At 52.8% G+C, this 20,974-nt stretch carries 15 protein-coding genes, 2 tRNA genes, 3 rRNA genes and 1 other RNA gene; all 21 read right to left on the reverse strand.

Annotation, left to right across the window (positions count from 1 at the left end; translation table 11 throughout):
* Window positions 1-37: 37 nt before the first annotated feature.
* Window positions 38-2,957: ribosomal RNA gene (locus ACKGJP_RS35725) — 23S ribosomal RNA — on the reverse strand.
* 168 nt (window positions 2,958-3,125) lie between these two features.
* Window positions 3,126-3,201, reverse strand: a tRNA-Ala gene (locus ACKGJP_RS35730).
* Between the two features lie 173 nt (window positions 3,202-3,374).
* Window positions 3,375-3,451, reverse strand: a tRNA-Ile gene (locus ACKGJP_RS35735).
* A gap of 25 nt (window positions 3,452-3,476) precedes the next feature.
* Window positions 3,477-3,593 (reverse strand): 5S ribosomal RNA (gene rrf, locus ACKGJP_RS35740).
* A 106-nt stretch (window positions 3,594-3,699) separates the two neighbouring features.
* A 16S ribosomal RNA gene (locus ACKGJP_RS35745) occupies window positions 3,700-5,240 on the reverse strand.
* Together the 16S, 23S and 5S rRNA genes with 2 tRNA genes alongside form the textbook arrangement of a ribosomal RNA operon.
* Window positions 5,241-5,617: 377 nt before the next feature.
* Window positions 5,618-5,881 (reverse strand): pro-sigmaK processing inhibitor BofA family protein, encoded by a 264-nt coding sequence (locus ACKGJP_RS35750; RefSeq protein WP_409343452.1) that lies wholly within the window; start codon window positions 5,879-5,881, stop codon window positions 5,618-5,620.
* Between the two features lie 61 nt (window positions 5,882-5,942).
* Window positions 5,943-6,230: a DUF2508 family protein gene (locus ACKGJP_RS35755; RefSeq protein WP_409343453.1), complete on the reverse strand. Its 288-nt coding sequence runs from the start codon at window positions 6,228-6,230 to the stop codon at window positions 5,943-5,945.
* Between the two features lie 149 nt (window positions 6,231-6,379).
* A complete protein-coding gene (recR, locus tag ACKGJP_RS35760; protein ID WP_409343454.1) occupies window positions 6,380-6,979 on the reverse strand; it encodes a recombination mediator RecR in 600 nt (199 codons plus the stop codon).
* 330 nt (window positions 6,980-7,309) lie between these two features.
* Window positions 7,310-7,621 carry a YbaB/EbfC family nucleoid-associated protein gene (locus tag ACKGJP_RS35765; RefSeq protein ID WP_409343455.1) on the reverse strand — a complete coding sequence of 104 codons (312 nt, stop codon included), beginning with the start codon at window positions 7,619-7,621 and terminating at the stop codon, window positions 7,310-7,312.
* 15 nt (window positions 7,622-7,636) lie between these two features.
* On the reverse strand, window positions 7,637-9,361 hold the full coding sequence (gene dnaX / locus ACKGJP_RS35770) for a DNA polymerase III subunit gamma/tau (RefSeq protein WP_409343456.1): 1,725 nt from the start codon (window positions 9,359-9,361) through the stop codon (window positions 7,637-7,639).
* A gap of 96 nt (window positions 9,362-9,457) precedes the next feature.
* Window positions 9,458-10,888 (reverse strand): ATP-binding protein, encoded by a 1,431-nt coding sequence (locus ACKGJP_RS35775; RefSeq protein WP_409343457.1) that lies wholly within the window; start codon window positions 10,886-10,888, stop codon window positions 9,458-9,460.
* 173 nt (window positions 10,889-11,061) lie between these two features.
* An RNA gene (gene ffs / locus ACKGJP_RS35780) (signal recognition particle sRNA large type) lies at window positions 11,062-11,328 on the reverse strand.
* Window positions 11,329-11,392: 64 nt separating this feature from the next.
* A complete protein-coding gene (locus tag ACKGJP_RS35785) occupies window positions 11,393-11,818 on the reverse strand; it encodes a YhcN/YlaJ family sporulation lipoprotein (RefSeq protein ID WP_409343458.1) in 426 nt (141 codons plus the stop codon).
* Window positions 11,819-11,880: 62 nt separating this feature from the next.
* Window positions 11,881-12,078, reverse strand: coding sequence for a 50S ribosomal protein L31 (rpmE, locus tag ACKGJP_RS35790; RefSeq protein ID WP_113035665.1), 198 nt, complete (start codon window positions 12,076-12,078; stop codon window positions 11,881-11,883).
* Between the two features lie 103 nt (window positions 12,079-12,181).
* Window positions 12,182-13,441: a radical SAM protein gene (locus tag ACKGJP_RS35795; RefSeq protein WP_409343459.1), complete on the reverse strand. Its 1,260-nt coding sequence runs from the start codon at window positions 13,439-13,441 to the stop codon at window positions 12,182-12,184.
* Between the two features lie 18 nt (window positions 13,442-13,459).
* Complete coding sequence (rho, locus tag ACKGJP_RS35800) at window positions 13,460-14,746, reverse strand: transcription termination factor Rho (protein ID WP_409343460.1); 1,287 nt, start codon at window positions 14,744-14,746, stop codon at window positions 13,460-13,462.
* Between the two features lie 233 nt (window positions 14,747-14,979).
* Window positions 14,980-16,221 carry a UDP-N-acetylglucosamine 1-carboxyvinyltransferase gene (locus ACKGJP_RS35805; RefSeq protein WP_409347345.1) on the reverse strand — a complete coding sequence of 414 codons (1,242 nt, stop codon included), beginning with the start codon at window positions 16,219-16,221 and terminating at the stop codon, window positions 14,980-14,982.
* A 395-nt stretch (window positions 16,222-16,616) separates the two neighbouring features.
* A complete protein-coding gene (gene fba, locus ACKGJP_RS35810; RefSeq protein ID WP_409343461.1) occupies window positions 16,617-17,471 on the reverse strand; it encodes a class II fructose-1,6-bisphosphate aldolase in 855 nt (284 codons plus the stop codon).
* A gap of 282 nt (window positions 17,472-17,753) precedes the next feature.
* Window positions 17,754-18,140, reverse strand: coding sequence for a response regulator (locus tag ACKGJP_RS35815; protein WP_409343462.1), 387 nt, complete (start codon window positions 18,138-18,140; stop codon window positions 17,754-17,756).
* 215 nt (window positions 18,141-18,355) lie between these two features.
* Window positions 18,356-19,957: a CTP synthase gene (locus ACKGJP_RS35820; protein WP_409343463.1), complete on the reverse strand. Its 1,602-nt coding sequence runs from the start codon at window positions 19,955-19,957 to the stop codon at window positions 18,356-18,358.
* A 381-nt stretch (window positions 19,958-20,338) separates the two neighbouring features.
* Window positions 20,339-20,917 carry a DNA-directed RNA polymerase subunit delta gene (rpoE, locus tag ACKGJP_RS35825; RefSeq protein WP_409347346.1) on the reverse strand — a complete coding sequence of 193 codons (579 nt, stop codon included), beginning with the start codon at window positions 20,915-20,917 and terminating at the stop codon, window positions 20,339-20,341.
* Window positions 20,918-20,974: the final 57 nt, after the last annotated feature.

The following is a 20,974-nucleotide window of genomic DNA, read 5'->3' on the forward strand; positions in this document are numbered from 1 at the left end:
TTCCTTCGTAGTCCTTACACCTGTCGATGTAAAGATGTTGGATAAGCCCTCGACCGATTAGTATTCGTCAGCTGCATGCATTGCTGCACTTCCACCTCGAACCTATCTACCTCGTCGTCTTCAAGGGGTCTTACATACTGGGAAATCTCATCTTGAGGGGGGCTTCACGCTTAGATGCTTTCAGCGCTTATCCCGTCCGTACTTGGCTACCCAGCGATGCTCCTGGCGGAACAACTGGTACACCAGCGGTACGTCCATCCCGGTCCTCTCGTACTAAGGACAGCTCCTCTCAAATTTCCTGCGCCCGCGACAGATAGGGACCGAACTGTCTCACGACGTTCTGAACCCAGCTCGCGTACCGCTTTAATGGGCGAACAGCCCAACCCTTGGGACCTACTTCAGCCCCAGGATGCGATGAGCCGACATCGAGGTGCCAAACCTCCCCGTCGATGTGGACTCTTGGGGGAGATAAGCCTGTTATCCCCAGGGTAGCTTTTATCCGTTGAGCGATGGCCCTTCCATTCGGTACCACCGGATCACTAAGCCCGACTTTCGTCCCTGCTCGACTTGTCTGTCTCGCAGTCAAGCTCCCTTATGCCTTTGCACTCTTCGAATGATTTCCAACCATTCTGAGGGAACCTTGGGGCGCCTCCGTTACGCTTTAGGAGGCGACCGCCCCAGTCAAACTGCCCGCCTGACACGGTCCCTCTCCCGGATCACGGGAGTAGGTTAGAACCTAGATACGATCAGGGTGGTATCCCAACGTCGCCTCCACACAAGCTGGCGCTCATGCTTCAAAGGCTCCCACCTATCCTGTACAGATCGTACCCAAGTCCAATATCAAGCTGCAGTAAAGCTCCATGGGGTCTTTCCGTCTTGTCGCGGGTAACCTGCATCTTCACAGGTATTAAAATTTCACCGGATCTCTCGTTGAGACAGCGCCCAAGTCGTTACGCCATTCGTGCGGGTCAGAATTTACCTGACAAGGAATTTCGCTACCTTAGGACCGTTATAGTTACGGCCGCCGTTTACTGGGGCTTCGGTTCACAGCTTCGGGTTACCCCTAACCGCTCCCCTTAACCTTCCAGCACCGGGCAGGCGTCAGCCCGTATACTTCGCCTTGCGGCTTCGCACAGACCTGTGTTTTTGCTAAACAGTCGCTTGGGCCTTTTCACTGCGGCCCCCTCGGGCTATTCACCCTACCGAGGCACCCCTTCTCCCGAAGTTACGGGGTCATTTTGCCGAGTTCCTTAACGAGAGTTCTTCCGCGCGCCTTAGCATGCTCTGCTCGCCTACCTGTGTCGGTTTGCGGTACGGGCACCTTCGCCTCACTAGAGGCTTTTCTTGGCAGCATGAGTACAAGACCTTCGGTACTTTCGAAATTTCCCTCCCCATCACAGCCCAGCCTTCACGATGTGCGGATTTGCCTACACATCAGCCTCACTGCTTGGACAGACACTTCCATCCGTCTGCGTCCTTGCCCTTCTGCGTCACCCCGTCGTTCAAACGGCTACGGTGGTACAGGAATATCAACCTGTTGTCCTTCGACTACGCCTTTCGGCCTCGCCTTAGGTCCCGACTTACCCTGAGCGGACGAGCCTTCCTCAGGAACCCTTAGGCTTTCGGCGGACAAGATTCTCACTTGTCTTTTCGTTACTCATACCGGCATTCTCACTTGTGTACTGTCCAGCCGTCCTTACGATCGACCTTCAACCTATACACAACGCTCCCCTACCCAACAACATTGCTGCTGTAGCCATAGCTTCGGTGGCGTGTTTAGCCCCGTTACATTTTCGGCGCAGAGTCACTCGACCAGTGAGCTATTACGCACTCTTTAAATGGTGGCTGCTTCTAAGCCAACATCCTGGTTGTCTTTGCAACTCCACATCCTTTCCCACTTAACACACACTTGGGGACCTTAGCTGATGGTCTGGGCTGTTTCCCTCTTGACAATGGATCTTAGCACTCACTGTCTGACTCCCGGACAGAAGTATGTGGCATTCAGAGTTTGACTGGACTTGGTAACCCTTGGCGGGCCCCGCACCCAATCAGTGCTTTACCTCCACTACTCTCATTCCGAGGCTAGCCCTAAAGCTATTTCGGGGAGAACCAGCTATCTCCGAGTTCGATTGGAATTTCTCCGCTACCCCCACCTCATCCCCGAATTTTTCAACATTCGTGGGTTCGGGCCTCCAGTGCGTGTTACCGCACCTTCACCCTGGACAGGGGTAGATCACACGGTTTCGGGTCTACGACCACGTACTCATTCGCCCTATTCAGACTCGCTTTCGCTGCGGCTCCGCCTCTTCAGCTTAACCTTGCACGTGAACGTAACTCGCCGGTTCATTCTACAAAAGGCACGCCATCACCCATTAACGGGCTCTGACTTCTTGTAAGCACACGGTTTCAGGTTCTATTTCACTCCGCTCCCGCGGTTCTTTTCACCTTTCCCTCACGGTACTGCTTCGCTATCGGTCGCTAGGGAGTATTTAGCCTTGGCAGATGGTCCTGCCGGATTCATACGGGGTTTCACGTGCCCCGCACTACTCGGGATCCGTCTAGGGATACGTTCGTTTTGAGCTACAGGGCTGTTACCTGCTATGGCGAGCCTTTCCAGACCGCTTCACCTAACGAACTTTTCCCATGTTGACGTCCCACAACCCCAAGGAGCAAGCTCCTTGGTTTGGGCTAATCCGCGTTCGCTCGCCGCTACTGACGGAATCACTATTGTTTTCTTTTCCTCCAGGTACTTAGATGTTTCAGTTCCCTGGGTATGCCTCTACATCACCTATGTATTCAGTGATGAGTACACGCGCATTACCACGTGCGGGTTCCCCCATTCGGACATCCCCGGATCGACGCCTGCTTACGGCTCCCCGAGGCATTTCGTTGTTCGCCACGTCCTTCATCGGCTCCTAGCGCCTAGGCATCCTCCGTGTGCTCTTAGTAGCTTAACCAATGATCTCTCTCGAGATCGCTACAAAAAAACTAAGGATGTTTTGCATTGCTTCGCTATCTAGTTTTCAAGGAACAAACGTCACCGCCTCAAAAGCGGCGAGGTCTAATGTAACACATCTCTTCGACTCTTTGCAAGTGGTTTTTTCAACCACTTTCTGGAGTCTATTTGGTGGAGCCAAGCGGGATCGAACCGCTGACCTCCTGCTTGCAAGGCAGGCGCTCTCCCAGCTGAGCTATGGCCCCATATTCCCTTAATCAGTTCCGGGGCTCCCCGAAAAGTAATGTATAAACCTTGATCGATGCAACACAAGGATGCATGACCGCCCTTAACGGTAGGTTTAGACGCGTTTCCTCACATCCGTTCGTCACGGACGGAATTACCTTCGAAGGCCATCTTCACTTTTTGGGGTACAGTATGGTGGGCCCTAGTGGACTCGAACCACCGACCTCACCCTTATCAGGGGTGCGCTCTAACCAGCTGAGCTAAGGGCCCGAAAAAAGCCCACAATAGTGGGCTCGCTTGGCAACGTCCTACTCTCCCAGATCCCTGCGGATCAAGTACCCTTGGCGCTGGAGGGCTTAACGGTCGTGTTCGGGATGGGTACGCGTGGTTCCCCTCCGCCATCGTCACCAAACGATTTGCGTTTACCAAAGAAAGAGCATTGCCCTTTCAAAACTGAACATGAGCGAGTAAAACCAGCTTATTGATCCGACGGCCTACAGCCGTCATGATCTCCATAGAAAGGAGGTGATCCAGCCGCACCTTCCGATACGGCTACCTTGTTACGACTTCACCCCAATCATCTACCCCACCTTCGGCGGCTGGCTCCTTGCGGTTACCTCACCGACTTCGGGTGTTGTAAACTCTCGTGGTGTGACGGGCGGTGTGTACAAGACCCGGGAACGTATTCACCGCGGCATGCTGATCCGCGATTACTAGCAATTCCGACTTCATGCAGGCGAGTTGCAGCCTGCAATCCGAACTGAGACCGGCTTTTTAGGATTCGCTCCACCTCGCGGTTTCGCAGCCCGTTGTACCGGCCATTGTAGTACGTGTGTAGCCCAGGTCATAAGGGGCATGATGATTTGACGTCATCCCCACCTTCCTCCGGTTTGTCACCGGCAGTCATCCTAGAGTGCCCAACTTAATGCTGGCAACTAAGATCAAGGGTTGCGCTCGTTGCGGGACTTAACCCAACATCTCACGACACGAGCTGACGACAACCATGCACCACCTGTCTTGGATGTCCCGAAGGAGGGCGCTATCTCTAACGCTTGCATCCAGATGTCAAGACCTGGTAAGGTTCTTCGCGTTGCTTCGAATTAAACCACATACTCCACTGCTTGTGCGGGTCCCCGTCAATTCCTTTGAGTTTCACTCTTGCGAGCGTACTCCCCAGGCGGCATGCTTAATGTGTTTACTTCGGCACCAAGGGTATCGAAACCCCTAACACCTAGCATGCATCGTTTACGGCGTGGACTACCAGGGTATCTAATCCTGTTTGCTCCCCACGCTTTCGCGCCTCAGCGTCAGTTATAGGCCAGAAAGTCGCCTTCGCCACTGGTGTTCCTCCACATCTCTACGCATTTCACCGCTACACGTGGAATTCCACTTTCCTCTCCTACACTCCAGTTGCCCAGTTTCCAATGCGACCCAAGGTTGAGCCCTGGGTTTAAACATCAGACTTAAACAACCGCCTGCGCGCGCTTTACGCCCAATAATTCCGGACAACGCTTGCCCCCTACGTATTACCGCGGCTGCTGGCACGTAGTTAGCCGGGGCTTTCTTCTCAGGTACCGTCAAATGAAGAGCAGTTACTCTCCTCACCCTTCTTCCCTGGCAACAGAGTTTTACGATCCGAAAACCTTCATCACTCACGCGGCGTTGCTCGGTCAGACTTTCGTCCATTGCCGAAGATTCCCTACTGCTGCCTCCCGTAGGAGTCTGGGCCGTGTCTCAGTCCCAGTGTGGCCGTTCACCCTCTCAGGTCGGCTACGCATCGTCGCCTTGGTGAGCCGTTACCTCACCAACTAGCTAATGCGCCGCAGGCCCATCTGTAAGTGACAGCTTGCGCCGTCTTTCCTGATCTCTCCAGGTGGAGAAACCAACTATCCGGTCTTAGCACACGTTTCCGTGAGTTATCCCGGTCTTACAGGCAGGTTGCCTACGTGTTACTCACCCGTCCGCCGCTAACCTTTCCCGAAGGAAAGATCCGCTCGACTTGCATGTATTAGGCACGCCGCCAGCGTTCGTCCTGAGCCAGGATCAAACTCTCCATAAAAGTTGAAGCCGAGGCTTCGTTTTATTTCGATATTGACTTGCTCATGCGATTTGTTGCTTTGTTTTGCTGGCTTTATTCGCTCATTGTTCAGTTTTCAAAGGACAATTTCGTTGGTTAGAGTCAAGCTTTCTAAGTAAGCTAGCTTGTCTATCGCCTCAAAAGCGACTTTTATACTATAACACATTCGACTTTCACATTGCAAGCACTTTTTTTCGACCGTTCGTTCGTCGCCTTGCGGCAGCGGCCTTACGGCTTCTTGCGATTGCTCTGTTACTTGTCCGCCTCAGAAGCGGCAAGAAGTAATGTATCACATACCGCCTGCCGATTGCAAGCTTTTTTATGTTTGAAAAAATTTACACCGCGATCGCCTCTGCATGCTAAACGACGACAAGCTTTACTGCCGCCAGAAGAACCAGTCCGGGAACCCCCAGAATCGCAACCACCGCAAGGGTCGGCACGTTAATCGGGATGTGGAATTGCGAAGAGCTACCCGCCCAGTCCACCATGTACAGCAATAGCCCGGCAATCACGACATTAAGCCCCGCATAAACCAGCCACTGCATGGAAAGTCTGCTTCTCAGCAGCAGCAGAACCAGCAGAGACAGCGAAACGATAAAGACCATCCACCAGATCGAATGCATAGTACCCCCTCCATAACTTGAAAACTTCTATGTTCAAAACCGGATAGCCAGTTCGTTGACGCTAAAAGTGATACGTCCGAAGGAAGGGTACAGACGAATCAATCGGTTCATGGACCGAAAACGGCGCTTTTTCCCAGTTTAGCTTTTTGGCTTGGCGAAGCAGCATTTCGTATTTTTTCTCGGCAGCTTCCATTGCATAGACGGCATAATCGATTTCGTCGTGCTCGACAACCCAGTCAAGTCTCATATGGGCGGCCAGCCATTCCAGCTGCGCTTTGCGTATTTCCTTAACCAGCAATTGCTTGTCCTCTTCTTCGCGATCCGGTTGCCTCTTAAACAACAGACCCATTCCATACCCCTCCCGTATAGTGAAAGTAAGCAGTCTATTATACGTATAAGACGGTTTTCCCGGTTTTAGAACCAAGCGTTTCGCCGAAGGCCATAAAATTAAAAAAAAGAGCTTCTGCGGCAAACCGCAAAAACTCTTTTCCCATTCTGTCAACTCAGTTCGCGCCTGCCCTCAAGAGCTTTGGTAAGCGTCACTTCATCCGCATACTCCAAGTCGCCGCCGACCGGCAGCCCGTGTGCGATCCGCGTTACCTTAAGCCCGAACGGCTTCACGAGCCTGGATAAATACATCGCCGTCGCTTCGCCCTCGATATTCGGGTTTGTCGCCAAAATAAGCTCCTGCACCTGCTCATCGCTAAGCCTCTTAAGAAGCTCCGCAATATAGATCTCGTCCGGGCCGATGCCCTCCATAGGCGAGATGGCGCCATGCAGCACGTGATAATAACCGCGGAACTCTTTCGTACGCTCCATGGCTACCAAGTCCTTGGGCTCCTGGACAACGCATATGATCGATGCATCCCTGCCTTTATCCGCACAAACCCGGCAAGGATCGACATCCGTAATGTTGCAGCATACCGAGCAATAGTGAAGATTGCGTTTGACATTAACCAACGCTTTGGCAAAATCGACGACCTGCTCTTCTTTCATCCGCAAAACGTGAAAAGCGAGACGTCCCGCCGTTTTCGGACCGACTCCGGGCAGCTTGCCGAACGCGTCGATTAATTTCGCAATAGGTTCAGGGTAATACAATCCGATTGCTCCTTCTTTTAGAGGTTGTTTTAAAAAGCCCCTTTTGATAACGAAGCAAAACTGTGGGTTATTCGACATCGAATCTTGAATTCATCCGGTAAAGCGTATGCTTCCGAAGCAGCTTTCCTCCGGAAAGCTTGTAGGTACTCACGTAGGTTTTGCCTACGCTCCGTGTCCTCGTTCCTCGGGGCTCCCCGTAAAGTAATCGGAATACGCTACGAAGATTAGCTTCACTTTGCGGGGGATTTACTCAGATTCATCCAACCTTCTCGGTTCTGAAAAGTGGCCTTTTTAAACACGCACTATAATGGACGTTGCGGTGCCGTTCCTCTAGAACAGACCCGGAATTTTCATTCCGCCCGTATATTTGCCCATATCTTTGTTGGCAAGCTCTTCAGCCTGATTAAGCGCATCGTTGACGGCGGTCAGAACAAGGTCCTGCAGCATGTCGACATCGTCCGGATCCACCGCTTCCGGCTTAATGACGATGCTCGTGATTTTTTTGTGGCCGTTGGCTACAACCGTTACTACGCCGCCGCCAGCGGTGCCTTCGACCGTCTTGGTGCCGAGCTCTTCCTGCGCTTTCATCATTTGTTCCTGCATTTTTTTCACTTGCTTCATCATTTGGTTCATGTTGTTCATAGGGTTCGTCTCCTTTTATTGATCTTTTATTTTGACCAGGTCCTCGCCAAACATATGAATAGCCTGATTAATCCATTCTTCCTTGTAGACCCCGGGCTCTTCCGGCTCCAGACGCATTTCTTCAGCCGGCTGCTGCGGCGTCGACTCCGCATCCTGCCATTCCTTCTGCATCACCGTTACAAATGCCGTCGGCTGCCCGAATACGCCGCTCATCACCTGCTCGATCAACTGCTTGTTCGCCGGCTTCTCGGTCGTTTCGCGATGGAGCGGACTCTTGAAGGCAAGCAGCACGTTATCCTGATGAAAGGATACCGGCTCTCCGTTTACAAGCCAAGCATGAACGGATATTTTCATTTCTTTCACCTGCGACAGCACTTGGCTCCACTTCATCAGCACCTGCTTGAAGTCCTGCGAATCCTTGCCCGCCAAATAAGGATCCAGCTTGACCGTCGACCGCTTGATCGCCGGCGACGCTTGCGTTCTTGGCGCATCCTGCCCTCTAGGGGCAGGCGAGCCCGCAGCAGGAGCCGCTCCTGTCTGAATGAGGCGCTGCAGCTGCTGCTCAAGCTGGGCAATCCGATTCTTCAGAAGCTCCATGTCCTGGTTGGACGCGGACGGCGCGGTCGCGGCGGCGCCTTGCTCCGCCGCCGGGGAGAATGGCGACGTGCATATCTTCATGACGGCCACTTCCAGCAGCGTTTGCGGCTGGGCGGAATATTTCATTTCGACCTGATAGCGGTTAAGCGTATCGATGATACCGAAAATCCGCTCATTCGCATACCCTTTGCCAAGCTGGGCGAACGGCTCTACGTCGATGATCCGGTCGGTCACCGCTTGCCCGCCCGGCATCAGCTTGATCATCAGCATGTCTCGGAAATAGTGCAGCAGGCTCTCGATGCAGCGATCGGCGCTTTTGCCTTCTTCCATTAACCCGCCGACCACACCCAGCGCCTGGCCAACATCGCCGTCCTTGACCATGGCAGCCAATTGCCGGAATTGATCATGGGAGATGCCGCCCGTCATCGAGATGACGCTGTCGTACGTAATCTGCCTGCCGGAGAAGGAGATCATCTGGTCCATCAGACTAAGCGCATCCCGCATGCCGCCCTCGGATAAACGCGCGATGTACTGCAGCGCTTCCTTCTCGGTCTCGATTCCCTCTTCCCGGCAAACGTGCGCAAGCCGTCCGACCTGCTCCTCCAGCGGAACGCGCCGGAAGTCGTAGCGCTGGCAGCGCGAAATGATCGTGGCCGGGAGCTTGTGCGGCTCCGTTGTAGCCAGGATGAACATGACGTGCGCCGGCGGCTCCTCCAGCGTTTTGAGCAGCGCGTTAAACGCTTCCGTGGTCAGCATATGGACTTCGTCGATAATATATACTTTGTGACGCACCTCGGTCGGTGCATATTTCACTTTGTCGCGAATATCGCGAATTTCTTCGACGCCGCGGTTAGAAGCGGCATCGATCTCTTGAACATCGACCAGCGCGCCTTCCGTAATGCGCCGGCATGCCGAACATTCGTTACAGGGCTCTTCGGCAGGACCGCGCTCGCAGTTGACCGCTTTCGCCAAAATTTTGGCGGCGCTTGTTTTACCGGTACCGCGGGGGCCGCAGAACAAGTATGCGTGCGTCAGTCTTCCTTCTTTCAAGGAATTTTGCAGCGTACGAGTAATATGCGCCTGTCCAACCATATCGCCGAAAGCTTGCGGTCGCCAAGACCGATACAATGCAATATGCGCCATTGGGTCCTTCTCCACATTTCGTTTTTCAAAGCATTCACATCCATTATACTATACACGGCCTGTCAAGGAAATGGAGGGAATGCCGGCGGAGCGTTCCTATGGGATCGGGATGCAAACGGTGAAGGTTGTACCGAATCCTTTCGAGGAAACGCGAATGCTGCCGCCCATGTCGTGGATGATGCGTTGGCATACGGACAGCCCCAGGCCGGTTCCGTCTTCCTTCGTCGTAAAGAAAGGATCGAATATTTTGTCGATGACAAAGTTGGGGATACCCGGTCCGGAATCATGAACGTCGACATGCACCTTGCGCTCGTCCAGAACGACTTTCTCGGAAATGGAAAGCGTTCCACCCTCCTGCATGGCCTCGATGCCGTTCTTGCAAATGTTCAGAAACACCTGCTTCAGCAGCTCCCGGTCCGCAATGACTTGAGGCGCATCCTCCGCATGCTCGTACTGGACGGAAACGCCATGCAAGATCGCTTCATTGTTAATAATCGGCAGCATTTCCCGCATAACCGCGGTTACCGACACTCTGTCGAAGCTGACGTTTTTCCGCTTGCCCAGCAGCAGGAACTCGCTGACCAATTCGTTGATCCGGTTTATTTCCATCAGCATAATATCGGTGTAGCTCTGCTCCTTCTCCATGCCGCTTTCCACAAACGTGTTTTTGAGCACCTGCAAAAAGCCTTTAATGGAAGTGAGCGGATTCCGGATTTCATGGGCGGTGCCGGCGGCGATCTGACCGATCATGGCCAGCCTGTCGCTTCGCTGAACCTGCTCTTCGAGCGAGCGCAAATTCGTGACATCCTTAAAGATGACGTATGCGCCTACCGTATGGCCTGCGCTGTCCTTCAGCAAGTTGGAATCAAGCAGCAGCTCGAAACGCTCTTGGTTATTCGTCCAAGAAACGGCGTGATTGCGTACGATGACACCTTCCAGCAAGGATGGCTGCACTAGCCGATGCTCATGCGGCACGGAGGCGAATATGCGCTCCATCGGCGTATTGACGATTGAGCTTTTGACAAGACCGAGCACGCGGCACGCCATATCGCTAATGTCGATCAACGAAAAATCCGCGTCGATCAGCAGCACGCCGAGATTGACGTCCTTCATGAGGGATCCCGCGAAACACTGAAGCAGCGTACGTTCATGACTGCCAAGCAGCTCTTTCACGCTAAGAATATACATCCACTCTTCCAAATCCGATGCATAGTGCCGATATATTTCGTAGACGCTTTCCTGTACCCGGCCGAAAATCAGCAAACGGAGCTTGGACACCTCTCCGGAAATGGAAGCCTTTACATAATCCTCGTAGAGCCGGGTAATCGGTTCATTCAGGTTAAACGCTTGCGCAAGCGTTTCTCCTACGACCGATTTTCCTATGGCTGCAGCCAAACCCGAGTGGCATAAGACGATGGACTGATTGGAGTCGACCAAAAGCAGGGCTCGATTGGCGTTGCTTCTCTGAATATGGGCGCGTATCTCTTCAATCGAAAGTTCTATTCGAAACGATTGCGGCGTATTCAAAAACAAGTCCCCCCACTTTCCTACTTCAAACTGGTTTTTCATCGGCCGTCTAGTCTGTTATGTACTTACTTCTCCCTTTCTTTGCATTTTCCTTCCAAAACAAACAAAAACATTCCAATCAAGAAGTTGTCTTGATTCGGAATGTTTCATCGTCTAGTTGCAAATATATAATGCCGCGCACCTGATATTGATCGCTGCGATCCAGGCGGAACGCTTATCGTTAGCTCTGGCTAGGCTGCCCTCCGGCACATGAAACGTCTCACTTATGGCTGCTTCCTTCCGGACCTGACCAGGTTCATGAGCATCCATTGCGGAGGACCCGGCCGTCAACACCACGTGTAAACGTCAGACCCTACATCGACAGGACCTCTAACAGGAATTCAACCCCGCTACAGCGGATTGCAGGTTACAGGGCACCGCTACCTCCCCGTCTAGCGCGGCAAAACTAAGTATAGCCGATTGCCCGTCAAATAGCAACAACGGTCCAGCCATTGGCAGCCGTGCCTATTTTCCGCCATTCAGCATCCGCGATTTGTTCGTAGATACCTTCACATTATAGCGGGGCATCATTTGGCCGACCTTCGTCTGCGCTTCGTTCTTGATGCGCATGGCCTCTTCAAGAGGAGTATCGTCCGTCAGATCCAAATTCACATAGGCGTTCGGACCGTTCAGAATGATGCTCGACGAACGAATGCCCGGGATTTGCTGAAGCGTGCTTTTGATAAGCTGCGTATCCGCCGAATAGGTGTGAGGATATTGAGGATTCGCCGGGTTGTTCGGGTTCGCCTGAGTGGTCCCGAGCAAGCCGTCGTTCTGGTAAGAGTTCGTCTTCGTTTGACCGTTGTTCGTCCCGCAGCCGATCAAGGCGAGAGCGAGGATTGCGGCGGCTGCAAGCATACGGCTGCGCCTGCCGAGCATAGAAATTTCCATAAAAAAAACAACCTCCTTTGGTCATAGGATGACCCGAAGAGGTTGGTTTAATCCGTTCTTGCTTAGATACCGTATTTTTTCTTGAACTTGTCGACACGTCCGCCGGCATCGATAAATTTCTGCTTCCCTGTAAAGAACGGGTGGCAATTCGAGCAAATCTCAACGCGCAGATTTTGCTTGATCGAACCGGATTCAAACGTATTGCCGCAAGCGCAAGTAACGTTGGTAACGTGGTAGTTCGGATGAACTCCTGCTTTCATGTCTTTCACCTCTTTCCGCCCTGAGCCTTTGTTAGCAGCCCAGAGTAAATTGACACAGTAAAGCGAGTATACCACGAACGAAGAAACCGTTGCAACTTCATTTTCAGCCGCGGCGGCCGGAAAGTTCTGCCGGGACATGCGTATAGGAACCGATAATGACGTCGGGCAGCTCTTCCCGGAAAATATCGATCATCTGATTCATCCCGAGCAGCTCGCCTTTCGCCTTCGGAATCAGCTCCAAATACGCTTCGGGATCGATATTCAGATTCCTCATCTGAATAAGCTTGAGTCCCGTGCGCCGGGCAAAGTCGATCATCGCCTCGACTTCTTCCTCCCGGTCGGTAACGCCCGGAAAGATCAAGTAGTTGATCGAAGTCACGACGCCTTTATCCGCCGCATAGCGGAGCGATTTCTCCACGTTCTTGAGCGTATAGGCACGAGGCCTGTAATAGGCGGTGTAGTGGTCGTCGAGCGCGCTGATCGTGCTGACGCGCATCAAATTAAGCCCCGCGTCGACAATGCCCCGAATATGGTCGGTCAAGCCGGCATTCGTATTGATATTGATAAAGCCCATATCGGTCTGAGCACGAACCCGCTTGATGGCTTCGATGATAAGTACGGCCTGGGTGGAAGGCTCTCCCTCGCAGCCTTGGCCGAAGCTAATGATACTTTCAGGCGTCTTCAGATGCTCCAGCATCACTTCGACAATCTCGTCCACGGTAGGCTTAAAATTCATTCGGGTCTGCGGCGCAACGAAGCCGCTGTCGTCCGGTTGCTCGGAAATACAGCCGAAACAGCCGGCATTGCACGAATAGGAGACGGGCACCGCCCCTTCCCACCGGTTCAAGAAGGTGTTGGACGCCGTCAAGCATTCATATTCAAGCGCACACTTCGTGAGATGCTTGTACAGCCGGTTCTCCGGATATTTGCGGGCAATTTCTTCGACCTGCAGCTCCAGCTGGTTCACATCGCAATTGGTCGGATCCCAGCGGTGCGGATCGTCAGTCAAACGGGCGGCGACATAGAAGCCGTCGTTCTTCCAAACGACCGCCGAATACCCGAACAAGGGGAGACGCTGCGTTTTGTCCGACTTGACGTAGCCCGGAAGCAAAAGCCGCGTATAGCCTTGCGGCATTAAGGCCCCGACCGCCGAATAGTCGCCGGGAAACGGCTTCATATCCCCAGTGCGGGCATCCATATAAACCGGGCGCGTGTACGGCAGGCTGACGAGCGTCGCTCCCTCCGGAAGCGGAATCAGCTCGTCCTCCATCACTTCGACGATCATGTCCCCGTTGCGTCCAAGCGCCACATGGTCCGGATGATCGAACACGTTGCCGTCTTTGTCTGCATAAACCAGATGCATGGTTCTTTCCCCTTTGTATTACGAAGCTGAGTTTTTGACCTTTTTGTTCATGGTTGCCCCGCTCTTCGCATCGAGCGTTTCGAGGAACTCGATGTTCGTTTTGGAGTCACCCAGCTTCTTGATGAAAGCCTCGGTAAAATCGTGCGAATCCTGCATATTTTTGCGGACCGCCCAAATTTTTTCGAGCTCTTCTTTGGTCAGCAGCATCTCTTCGCGGCGCGTGCCCGATCTGCGGATGTCGATAGCCGGGAATATGCGCTTCTCCGCCAGTTTACGGTCAAGATGCAGCTCAAGATTGCCCGTACCTTTAAATTCTTCATAAATGACGTCATCCATCCGCGAGCCCGTCTCCACAAGAGCCGTAGCCAAAATCGTCAGGCTTCCGCCTTCTTCGATGTTCCGCGCCGCGCCGAAAAACCGTTTCGGCCGATGGAACGCGCCCGGATCGATACCGCCCGAGAGCGTGCGTCCGGATGGAGGTACGACGAGGTTGTACGCGCGCGCAAGCCGCGTGATGCTGTCCAGCAAAATGACGACATCCTTCTTATGCTCGACAAGCCGCTGCGCCCTCTCAAGCACAAGCTCCGCCACTTTAATATGATTCTCCGGAAGCTCATCGAATGTCGAAGCGACGACTTCGCCCTTGACCGAACGCTGCATATCCGTCACTTCCTCCGGCCGCTCGTCAATAAGCAGAACAAACAGCTCGATTTCCGGATAGTTGGTCGAAATGCTGTTCGCTATTTCTTTAAGCAGCAGCGTCTTCCCTGCCTTCGGAGGAGCCACGATCAAACCGCGTTGGCCCAAGCCGACAGGAGCCAGCAGGTCCATCACACGGGTGGACAGTACGTTTGGAGACGTCTCCAAAACGATCTTCTTCTGCGGATAAAGCGGCGTGAGCGCAGGAAAATGAAGCCGCTCCGATGCCGTCTCCGGCTTTTCGCCGTTTACGGCCTCTACATGCAGCAATCCGAAATACCGCTCGTTCTCTTTAGGCGGGCGGCATTTGCCCGATACGCGGTCGCCCGAGCGCAGATCGAATTTACGAATTTGCGAGGCGGAAATATAAATGTCCTCGGCGCTAGGGAGGTAGTTGATCGGACGCAAAAATCCGAAGCCCTCCTGCAGGATGTCCAGGATGCCCTCCATAAACATCAAGCCGCCTTTTTCCGCTTGAGCCCGTAGAATGGCAAAAATAAGTTCTTTTTTCTTCATCTGGCTGTAATTCGTAATTTGATGAGTTTTGGCCAATTTGTAAAGTTCGTTAAGCTTGAGCGCTTCGAGCTCAGCCAAGTGCAGGTCCATTGCGTTTACCACCACACCTATCCATTTGTTTTTATGACGATTTATTTCTTTCCTATCGGTGTACATAAGTAAAAAAGCCGCTTATTCAGAAACGAGAAATGTTGGATAAGCCCGAGGAAGGGGAAGAAGCAGCATCTTCAGGGAAAAAAGGGGAACTTTCTTGCAATTTCCTCTCTAGCATTGCCTATTCGTTACGAATCTATTCTTCCACGATATTGGCGAAATGCGCTCCACTACAGCTTCTCTCGCCAAATCTCCGCACCCAGACGCGACAGATGATCGACCAAAAAGTCGTAGCCGCGATCGATATATTCCACGCCGTTCACTTCAGTCACGCCATTCGGGACCGTCAAGCCGGCCACGACAAGCGCCGCTCCCGCACGCAAATCGGTTGCCGTTACTTTGGCGGCTGACAACTGCGAGCCTTCGATAATAGCCGAGCGCCCTTCCAGCTTGATGCGCGCCCCCATCCTAAGAAGCTCGGGAACGTGCTTGTAACGGTTGCTGTAGACGTAATCCGTCATCATGCTGATCCCTCTCGCTTGCGTAAGCAGGCTGGTCATCGGAGACTGGATGTCGGTTGCGAATCCGGGGTATACGAGCGCTTTCACATCGACGCTTTCGTACTCCGGCTGTCCTACGACGCGAATCGATTCGTCCATTTCGTAAATATGAACGCCCATTTCCTGAAGCTTGGCGGTAACCGCCTCGAGATGCTTCGGAATCACGTTGTCTACGACAACGTCTCCCCGCGTTGCGGCAGCCGCAATCATATAAGTAGCCGCTTGAATGCGATCCGGAATGATGGAATGGCGGCAGCCGTGAAGCGAATCGACTCCCTCGATCCGAATCGTTTCCGTTCCGGCGCCTTTGATTTTGGCCCCCATTGCGTTAAGAAGCGTGGCGACATCAATTATTTCAGGCTCTTTGGCCGCATTTTCAATGATCGTAGCGCCTTTGGCACGAGAGGCCGCAAGCATAATATTAATCGTCGCGCCTACGCTGACGACGTCCAAATAAATTTTGGCTCCTTGGAGCCTCTTGGCGCGAATATGGATAGCGCCGTATTCGTTGCTCACTTCCGCACCCAGCGCTTCAAAGCCTTTGATGTGCTGATCGATCGGCCGCGGTTCAAAGTTGCAGCCGCCCGGCAGACCGATGACCGCTTCGCCGAACCGGCCCAGCAGCGCACCCATCATATAGTATGACGCTCTCAGCTTCTTTACGTTGCCGTTAGGCATCGCAATCGGCCGAAGCGAGGTAGGATCGATTTTCATTTGATCGCCTTGACGTTCAATAACCGCTCCAAGCTCCGTAAGCAGCTCGGTATAAATGTTTACGTCGCTAAGCTCCGGCAAATTATCCAGAATGACGGGCGACTCCGCCAATATAGCCGCAGGAATCAGCGCAATTGCGCTATTTTTGGCGCCGCTGATCGGAACCGTGCCCCGCAGCGGTCTTCCTCCTGCTATCATCAACTTCTCACTCACACTACGAATCCCCCTACTGCATCTGCATGTTCTCCAGTCTTCGGCAGGCACCGCAGTGCCGGCCTGCAGCCGTCTATCAAGGATCGAGATGCAGCCGCCAACAACCTAGCAAACTAGCACGTCTCATCCGTTAAGTAAACGCAGCGAAAAACTCCGAAGGGCGCGCCAAAACGTTTATCCGACACGTCCTTCGGGCGGCCGCGGACTGAAATTTGCTTAAACCCTACTAAAGATATGCCTTATAGCGGCCTTCACTTAAAGTGCCGGCATCTCCATGGAAAAATAATCAAAGGAAGAGCATTGCTTTTGACGGCAATGCCTTCCCTTTGATTATATGCCAGACGTCTTCCTATAAGACGACGTCTCCGTACATTTTGAAATTACGCTTGGTTTGCGCTTCCGAACAATTCGATTTTGGATTTGACGACCTCGACCATCGCTTGACGGGCTGGCGTGAGGTATTTGCGGGGATCGTATACTTTCGCGTCTTTAGCGAGCGCTTCGCGGATCGCTTCCGTGCAGGCAACTTGATTTTCCGTGTTGACGTTGATTTTGCCCACGCCTGCAAGAATCGATTTGCGGATCATTTCGTCCGGTACGCCCGAACCGCCGTGAAGCACAACCGGAACCGGAATCGCGCTCGACACTTTCTCGATAATGTCGAAATGGATGTTCGGTTCGCCGGCATACATGCCGTGCGCCGTTCCTACTGCGATCGCCAAACAGTCAACGCCCGTTTCTTCATAGAAACGAATCGCTTCCTCCGGCTTAGCCAAATTTGCATTCTCTTCGTCAACGCTGATGTCGTCCTCAACGCCGCCGATCGTTCCGAGCTCGCCCTCGACGGAAACGCCCATTGCACGCGCCGCCTTCACGACTTCTTTCGTCAAACGAATGTTGTCCTCGAAGGAATGATGAGACCCGTCGAACATAACCGAACTGAAGCCTGCGCGGATACATTTCATAGCCACTTCAAACGTGCTGCCGTGGTCGAGATGAAGCGCAATCGGAAGGCCGCTTTGCTTAGCCGCCGCTTCCGCGATCGCTACTGTATATTCAATGCCCATATACTTCAGCGCGCCTTCGCTTACTCCAAAAATAAACGGGGAGTTCAGCTCTTTCGCCGCCTGGGTAATGGCCTGTGCGAATTCCAGATTGTTCATATTGAATTGACCGACCGCAAATTTGTTGGCTTTCGCCTTTGGCAAAAATTCGTTCATTGAAACGAGTGGCATAAAACGTCCTCCTTAAGGTTTTGCGTAAGCAACGGTCCTGCAGACTCCTTCGACGCGCGATTGAACGGCGATCATCCGTGTCTCGTCCTGTAGCTGTAGTTTCGGTTTACGAGCTTTTCGAAATTACAGAAATGCATACGCTCTTTGTTTTCGTCTGATGTATTATAACACATGTCCCGTTAAATGATAACCAAGCTTCCATGACCCGCATTCCCATGCGGCGGCCGCACCTTCACGAGACTTGAGACTGATAAACAAATAAAAATGATCCTTTTGCAAGGATCATACGGCGTAACCCGGAGAAGGGCTGTTCAACTGGTTGTTTACGGCAATCCGCATTTCGTCGATATCGAACGGCTTCGTAAAATGCATCAGCGCCCCCAGCTCGGTCGCTTCCCGGATCATATCGAGCTCTCCATAGGCGGTCATCATGATTACTTTGATCGCTGGGTTGATTCTCTTGATGTGCTTCAAGATGTCGAGACCGTCCATCCCCGGGATTTTCATGTCCAGCAAAACCAGGTCGGGCGTCTCCGTCTTTACAATTTCGAGTGCGAGTTTCCCGTTTGATGCTTGAAACGTCCGGTAGCCTTCGGATCCAAACACTTCCATCAGCAATACCCGGATGCCATTCTGGTCGTCAACGATCAGTATTTTTTTCTTAACCAAAACGTATACCCTCCTCGAACGGAATGGCTGACTTGTCGGCCCATCCACATTGAGTATATAGTTTCGCTAAAAAAAACGAGAATCCTTCTCGGCCGCAAAAAGAAATTGAAGAGTTTTACAAAAAAGTGAGCAATGACCGGAAATCGAAACAGCCGCTCCGGAACAGCAAGCGGTAATTTGCTGTTTCGAAACGGCTGAAAAGGGATATAGAACGGTTATTGCTGCTGCAGAAGCGCTGCTTTCACGAATTCGCGGAACAGCGGCTGCGGACGGTTCGGACGGGACGTAAATTCCGGATGGAATTGTACGGCCAGGAACCACGGATGCTCCGGCATCTCGATGATTTCGACGAGACGGCCATCCGGAGACGTTCCGGTAATTTTCAGGCCGGCCGCCTCGATAGCTTCGCGGTACTCGTTGTTGAACTCGTACCGGTGACGATGACGCTCGTACACGAGCTCGTCCTCGTAGCACTGCATGGCAAGCGTTCCTTCCCCGATTTTGCAAGGGTAAAGGCCCAAACGCATCGTGCCGCCCAAATCCTCGATATCTTTCTGCTCGGGGAGCAGGTCGATGATCGGATATGGCGTCGTCGGGTTGATCTCCGAACTGTTCGCACCCTCAAGCCGAACTACGTTGCGCGCATATTCGATGACGGCTACCTGCATGCCGAGGCAAATGCCGAAGAACGGAATTTTTTGCTCGCGGGCATAGCGGATCGCCATGATTTTGCCTTCGATTCCGCGATCGCCGAAGCCCCCCGGCACGAGAATGCCTTGTACGCCGCCAAGCAGCTCGTCCACATTATTCTCATAAATATCCTCGGCGTTCACCCAGCGGATGTTTACCTCGGTATTGCTCGCGAAGCCCGCATGCGACAAGGCCTCGACAATGCTCAAATAAGCGTCGTGAAGCGCCACGTACTTGCCCACGATGGCAATTTCGGTTTTGTGCTGAAGCTGCTTGATCCGCTGCACCATGCTCTCCCAGCCCGTCATATCGGGCGGGTTGGTCGTCAGCTTCAAATGATTGACAACGATATCATCAAGCCCCTGCTCGCGCAGCGCAAGCGGAACGTCGTACAACGTTTCGGCGTCCAGACACTCCACCACTGCGTTCGGGTCGATGTCGCAGAAAAGCGCCATTTTACGTTTCAGATCTTCGGACAACGGATGCTCCGAACGGCAGACGATGACATTCGGTTGAATGCCGATGCTGCGCAGCTCCTTGACGCTATGCTGGGTCGGCTTCGTTTTGACTTCGCCCGCCGCTTTAATATAAGGAATAAGCGTCACGTGAATATACATGACGTTGTCGCGCCCGATATCGCTCTTGATTTGACGGATAGCCTCCAGGAACGGCAAGCTCTCGATATCGCCGACCGTACCGCCGATCTCGGTAATGACCACATCGGACTGCGCTTCGCGGCCTGCGCGGAACACGCGGTCCTTAATTTCGTTCGTAATGTGAGGAATGACCTGTACCGTTCCGCCCAAATATTCGCCGCGGCGTTCTTTGGTAATGACGGAAGAATAAATTTTGCCGGTCGTGACGTTGCTGTTCTTCGTCAAATTGATATCGATGAAACGTTCGTAATGGCCGAGGTCAAGATCGGTCTCCGCGCCGTCGTCCGTTACGAACACTTCGCCATGCTGATAAGGACTCATCGTCCCCGGGTCCACGTTAATGTAAGGATCGAATTTCTGAATCGTCACCTTGAGTCCCCTGTTTTTAAGCAGCCGTCCAAGCGATGCCGCCGTTATCCCCTTGCCGAGCGAGGAAACGACACCGCCTGTCACAAAGATGTACTTGGTCATTATGGTACCCCCCGAAAAAATAGAAAAAAGTGACACCCGTGAGTCACGGGGCACTTTCAACGTTATCGCTATTATGAACCGTTGCACGTTTAGCCCATGCAATAGTTTACTCTGTACGAGTTACGCTGTCAAGTCGAGCGAACCGGCAAAGCTGGACTCGGCAATTCCCCGTCGCCCGCTGCCATCCCGAGATCTTGAAACGCACTGACAGAAAAATAACCCCACAATTGACTCGCGGCCTTCGAAGCCTGTTCCTATTCCTTTGCGGGGAGCCCTGAAACAGGGATAAACGCCTTTCAGCGTCCTATGGCGCCAGACGTTTACCGAGAAGTCGAACAATCATTTATGAGACTTTAAAGAAAAGGCGGTAAAAACCGCCCCTTACTTTTTGCCGTCTTCTTCGTCGTCGTCGCCATCCTCGTCGTCGAAGTCGTCTTCCTCTTCTTCGCCTTCTTCGATCGCATCGATCTCTTCGTCGATCTCTTCGGCTTCTTCTTCGACCTCTTCGCCGAACAGGTCGTCTTCCTCTTCTTCCTCTTCGCCGACGTCGTCGCGCTCCGTATCGAAAGCGTCGAAGTCCTCTTCGTCGGCTGTATAGGTTTCTTCCTCTTCGGTGTAATCCTCTTCGTCGAGATCGTCGTCTTCGTCGTTGATGATTCGCGGACGCTTCGCGCTGCCCATCTCGTCGGATTTATTATCAACCGGATACCAACGTTTGAGTCCCCATAGGTTGCTGCCTACGCAAGCAAATCTGCCATCCACATTAATCTCCGTGTACAGCTGCGCAATAACCTGCATCACTTGGTCATCGGAAAAACCTTTGATTTTTGCGATTTCCATCATCAGGTCGCGGTAATAAAACGGCGTGTTGGCAGCCTTCAGCACCTCGAACGCAAGGTCGACCATCGGAAGTTCCTTGGCTTGCGTTGCAGGAATTTTGAGCGTGTATTCGCTACTCAATCGGTTCACGTCCCTTCCCTATTCACTACAGGCAGCGGCGCGGAATACCAAGCGTAT

Origin of the sequence: Paenibacillus litoralis (genome assembly GCF_046244365.1) — a bacterium.
Lineage (GTDB): Bacteria > Bacillota > Bacilli > Paenibacillales > NBRC-103111 > Paenibacillus_V.

What these genes read in the sequence shown, in the direction of transcription:
- dnaX (WP_409343456.1), bottom strand. Translation starts at nt 9,361, where the DNA reads ATGGCGCATATTGCATTGTATCGGTCTTGGCGACCGCAAGCTTTCGGC.
- rho (WP_409343460.1), bottom strand. Translation starts at nt 14,746, where the DNA reads ATGGACCTGCACTTGGCTGAGCTCGAAGCGCTCAAGCTTAACGAACTT.
- rpmE (WP_113035665.1), bottom strand. Translation starts at nt 12,078, where the DNA reads ATGAAAGCAGGAGTTCATCCGAACTACCACGTTACCAACGTTACTTGC.
- ACKGJP_RS35750 (WP_409343452.1), bottom strand. Translation starts at nt 5,881, where the DNA reads ATGCATTCGATCTGGTGGATGGTCTTTATCGTTTCGCTGTCTCTGCTG.
- ACKGJP_RS35805 (WP_409347345.1), bottom strand. Translation starts at nt 16,221, where the DNA reads ATGATAGCAGGAGGAAGACCGCTGCGGGGCACGGTTCCGATCAGCGGC.
- ACKGJP_RS35755 (WP_409343453.1), bottom strand. Translation starts at nt 6,230, where the DNA reads ATGGGTCTGTTGTTTAAGAGGCAACCGGATCGCGAAGAAGAGGACAAG.
- ACKGJP_RS35785 (WP_409343458.1), bottom strand. Translation starts at nt 11,818, where the DNA reads ATGGAAATTTCTATGCTCGGCAGGCGCAGCCGTATGCTTGCAGCCGCC.
- ACKGJP_RS35795 (WP_409343459.1), bottom strand. Translation starts at nt 13,441, where the DNA reads ATGCATCTGGTTTATGCAGACAAAGACGGCAACGTGTTCGATCATCCG.
- ACKGJP_RS35820 (WP_409343463.1), bottom strand. Translation starts at nt 19,957, where the DNA reads ATGACCAAGTACATCTTTGTGACAGGCGGTGTCGTTTCCTCGCTCGGC.
- fba (WP_409343461.1), bottom strand. Translation starts at nt 17,471, where the DNA reads ATGCCACTCGTTTCAATGAACGAATTTTTGCCAAAGGCGAAAGCCAAC.
- ACKGJP_RS35765 (WP_409343455.1), bottom strand. Translation starts at nt 7,621, where the DNA reads ATGAACAACATGAACCAAATGATGAAGCAAGTGAAAAAAATGCAGGAA.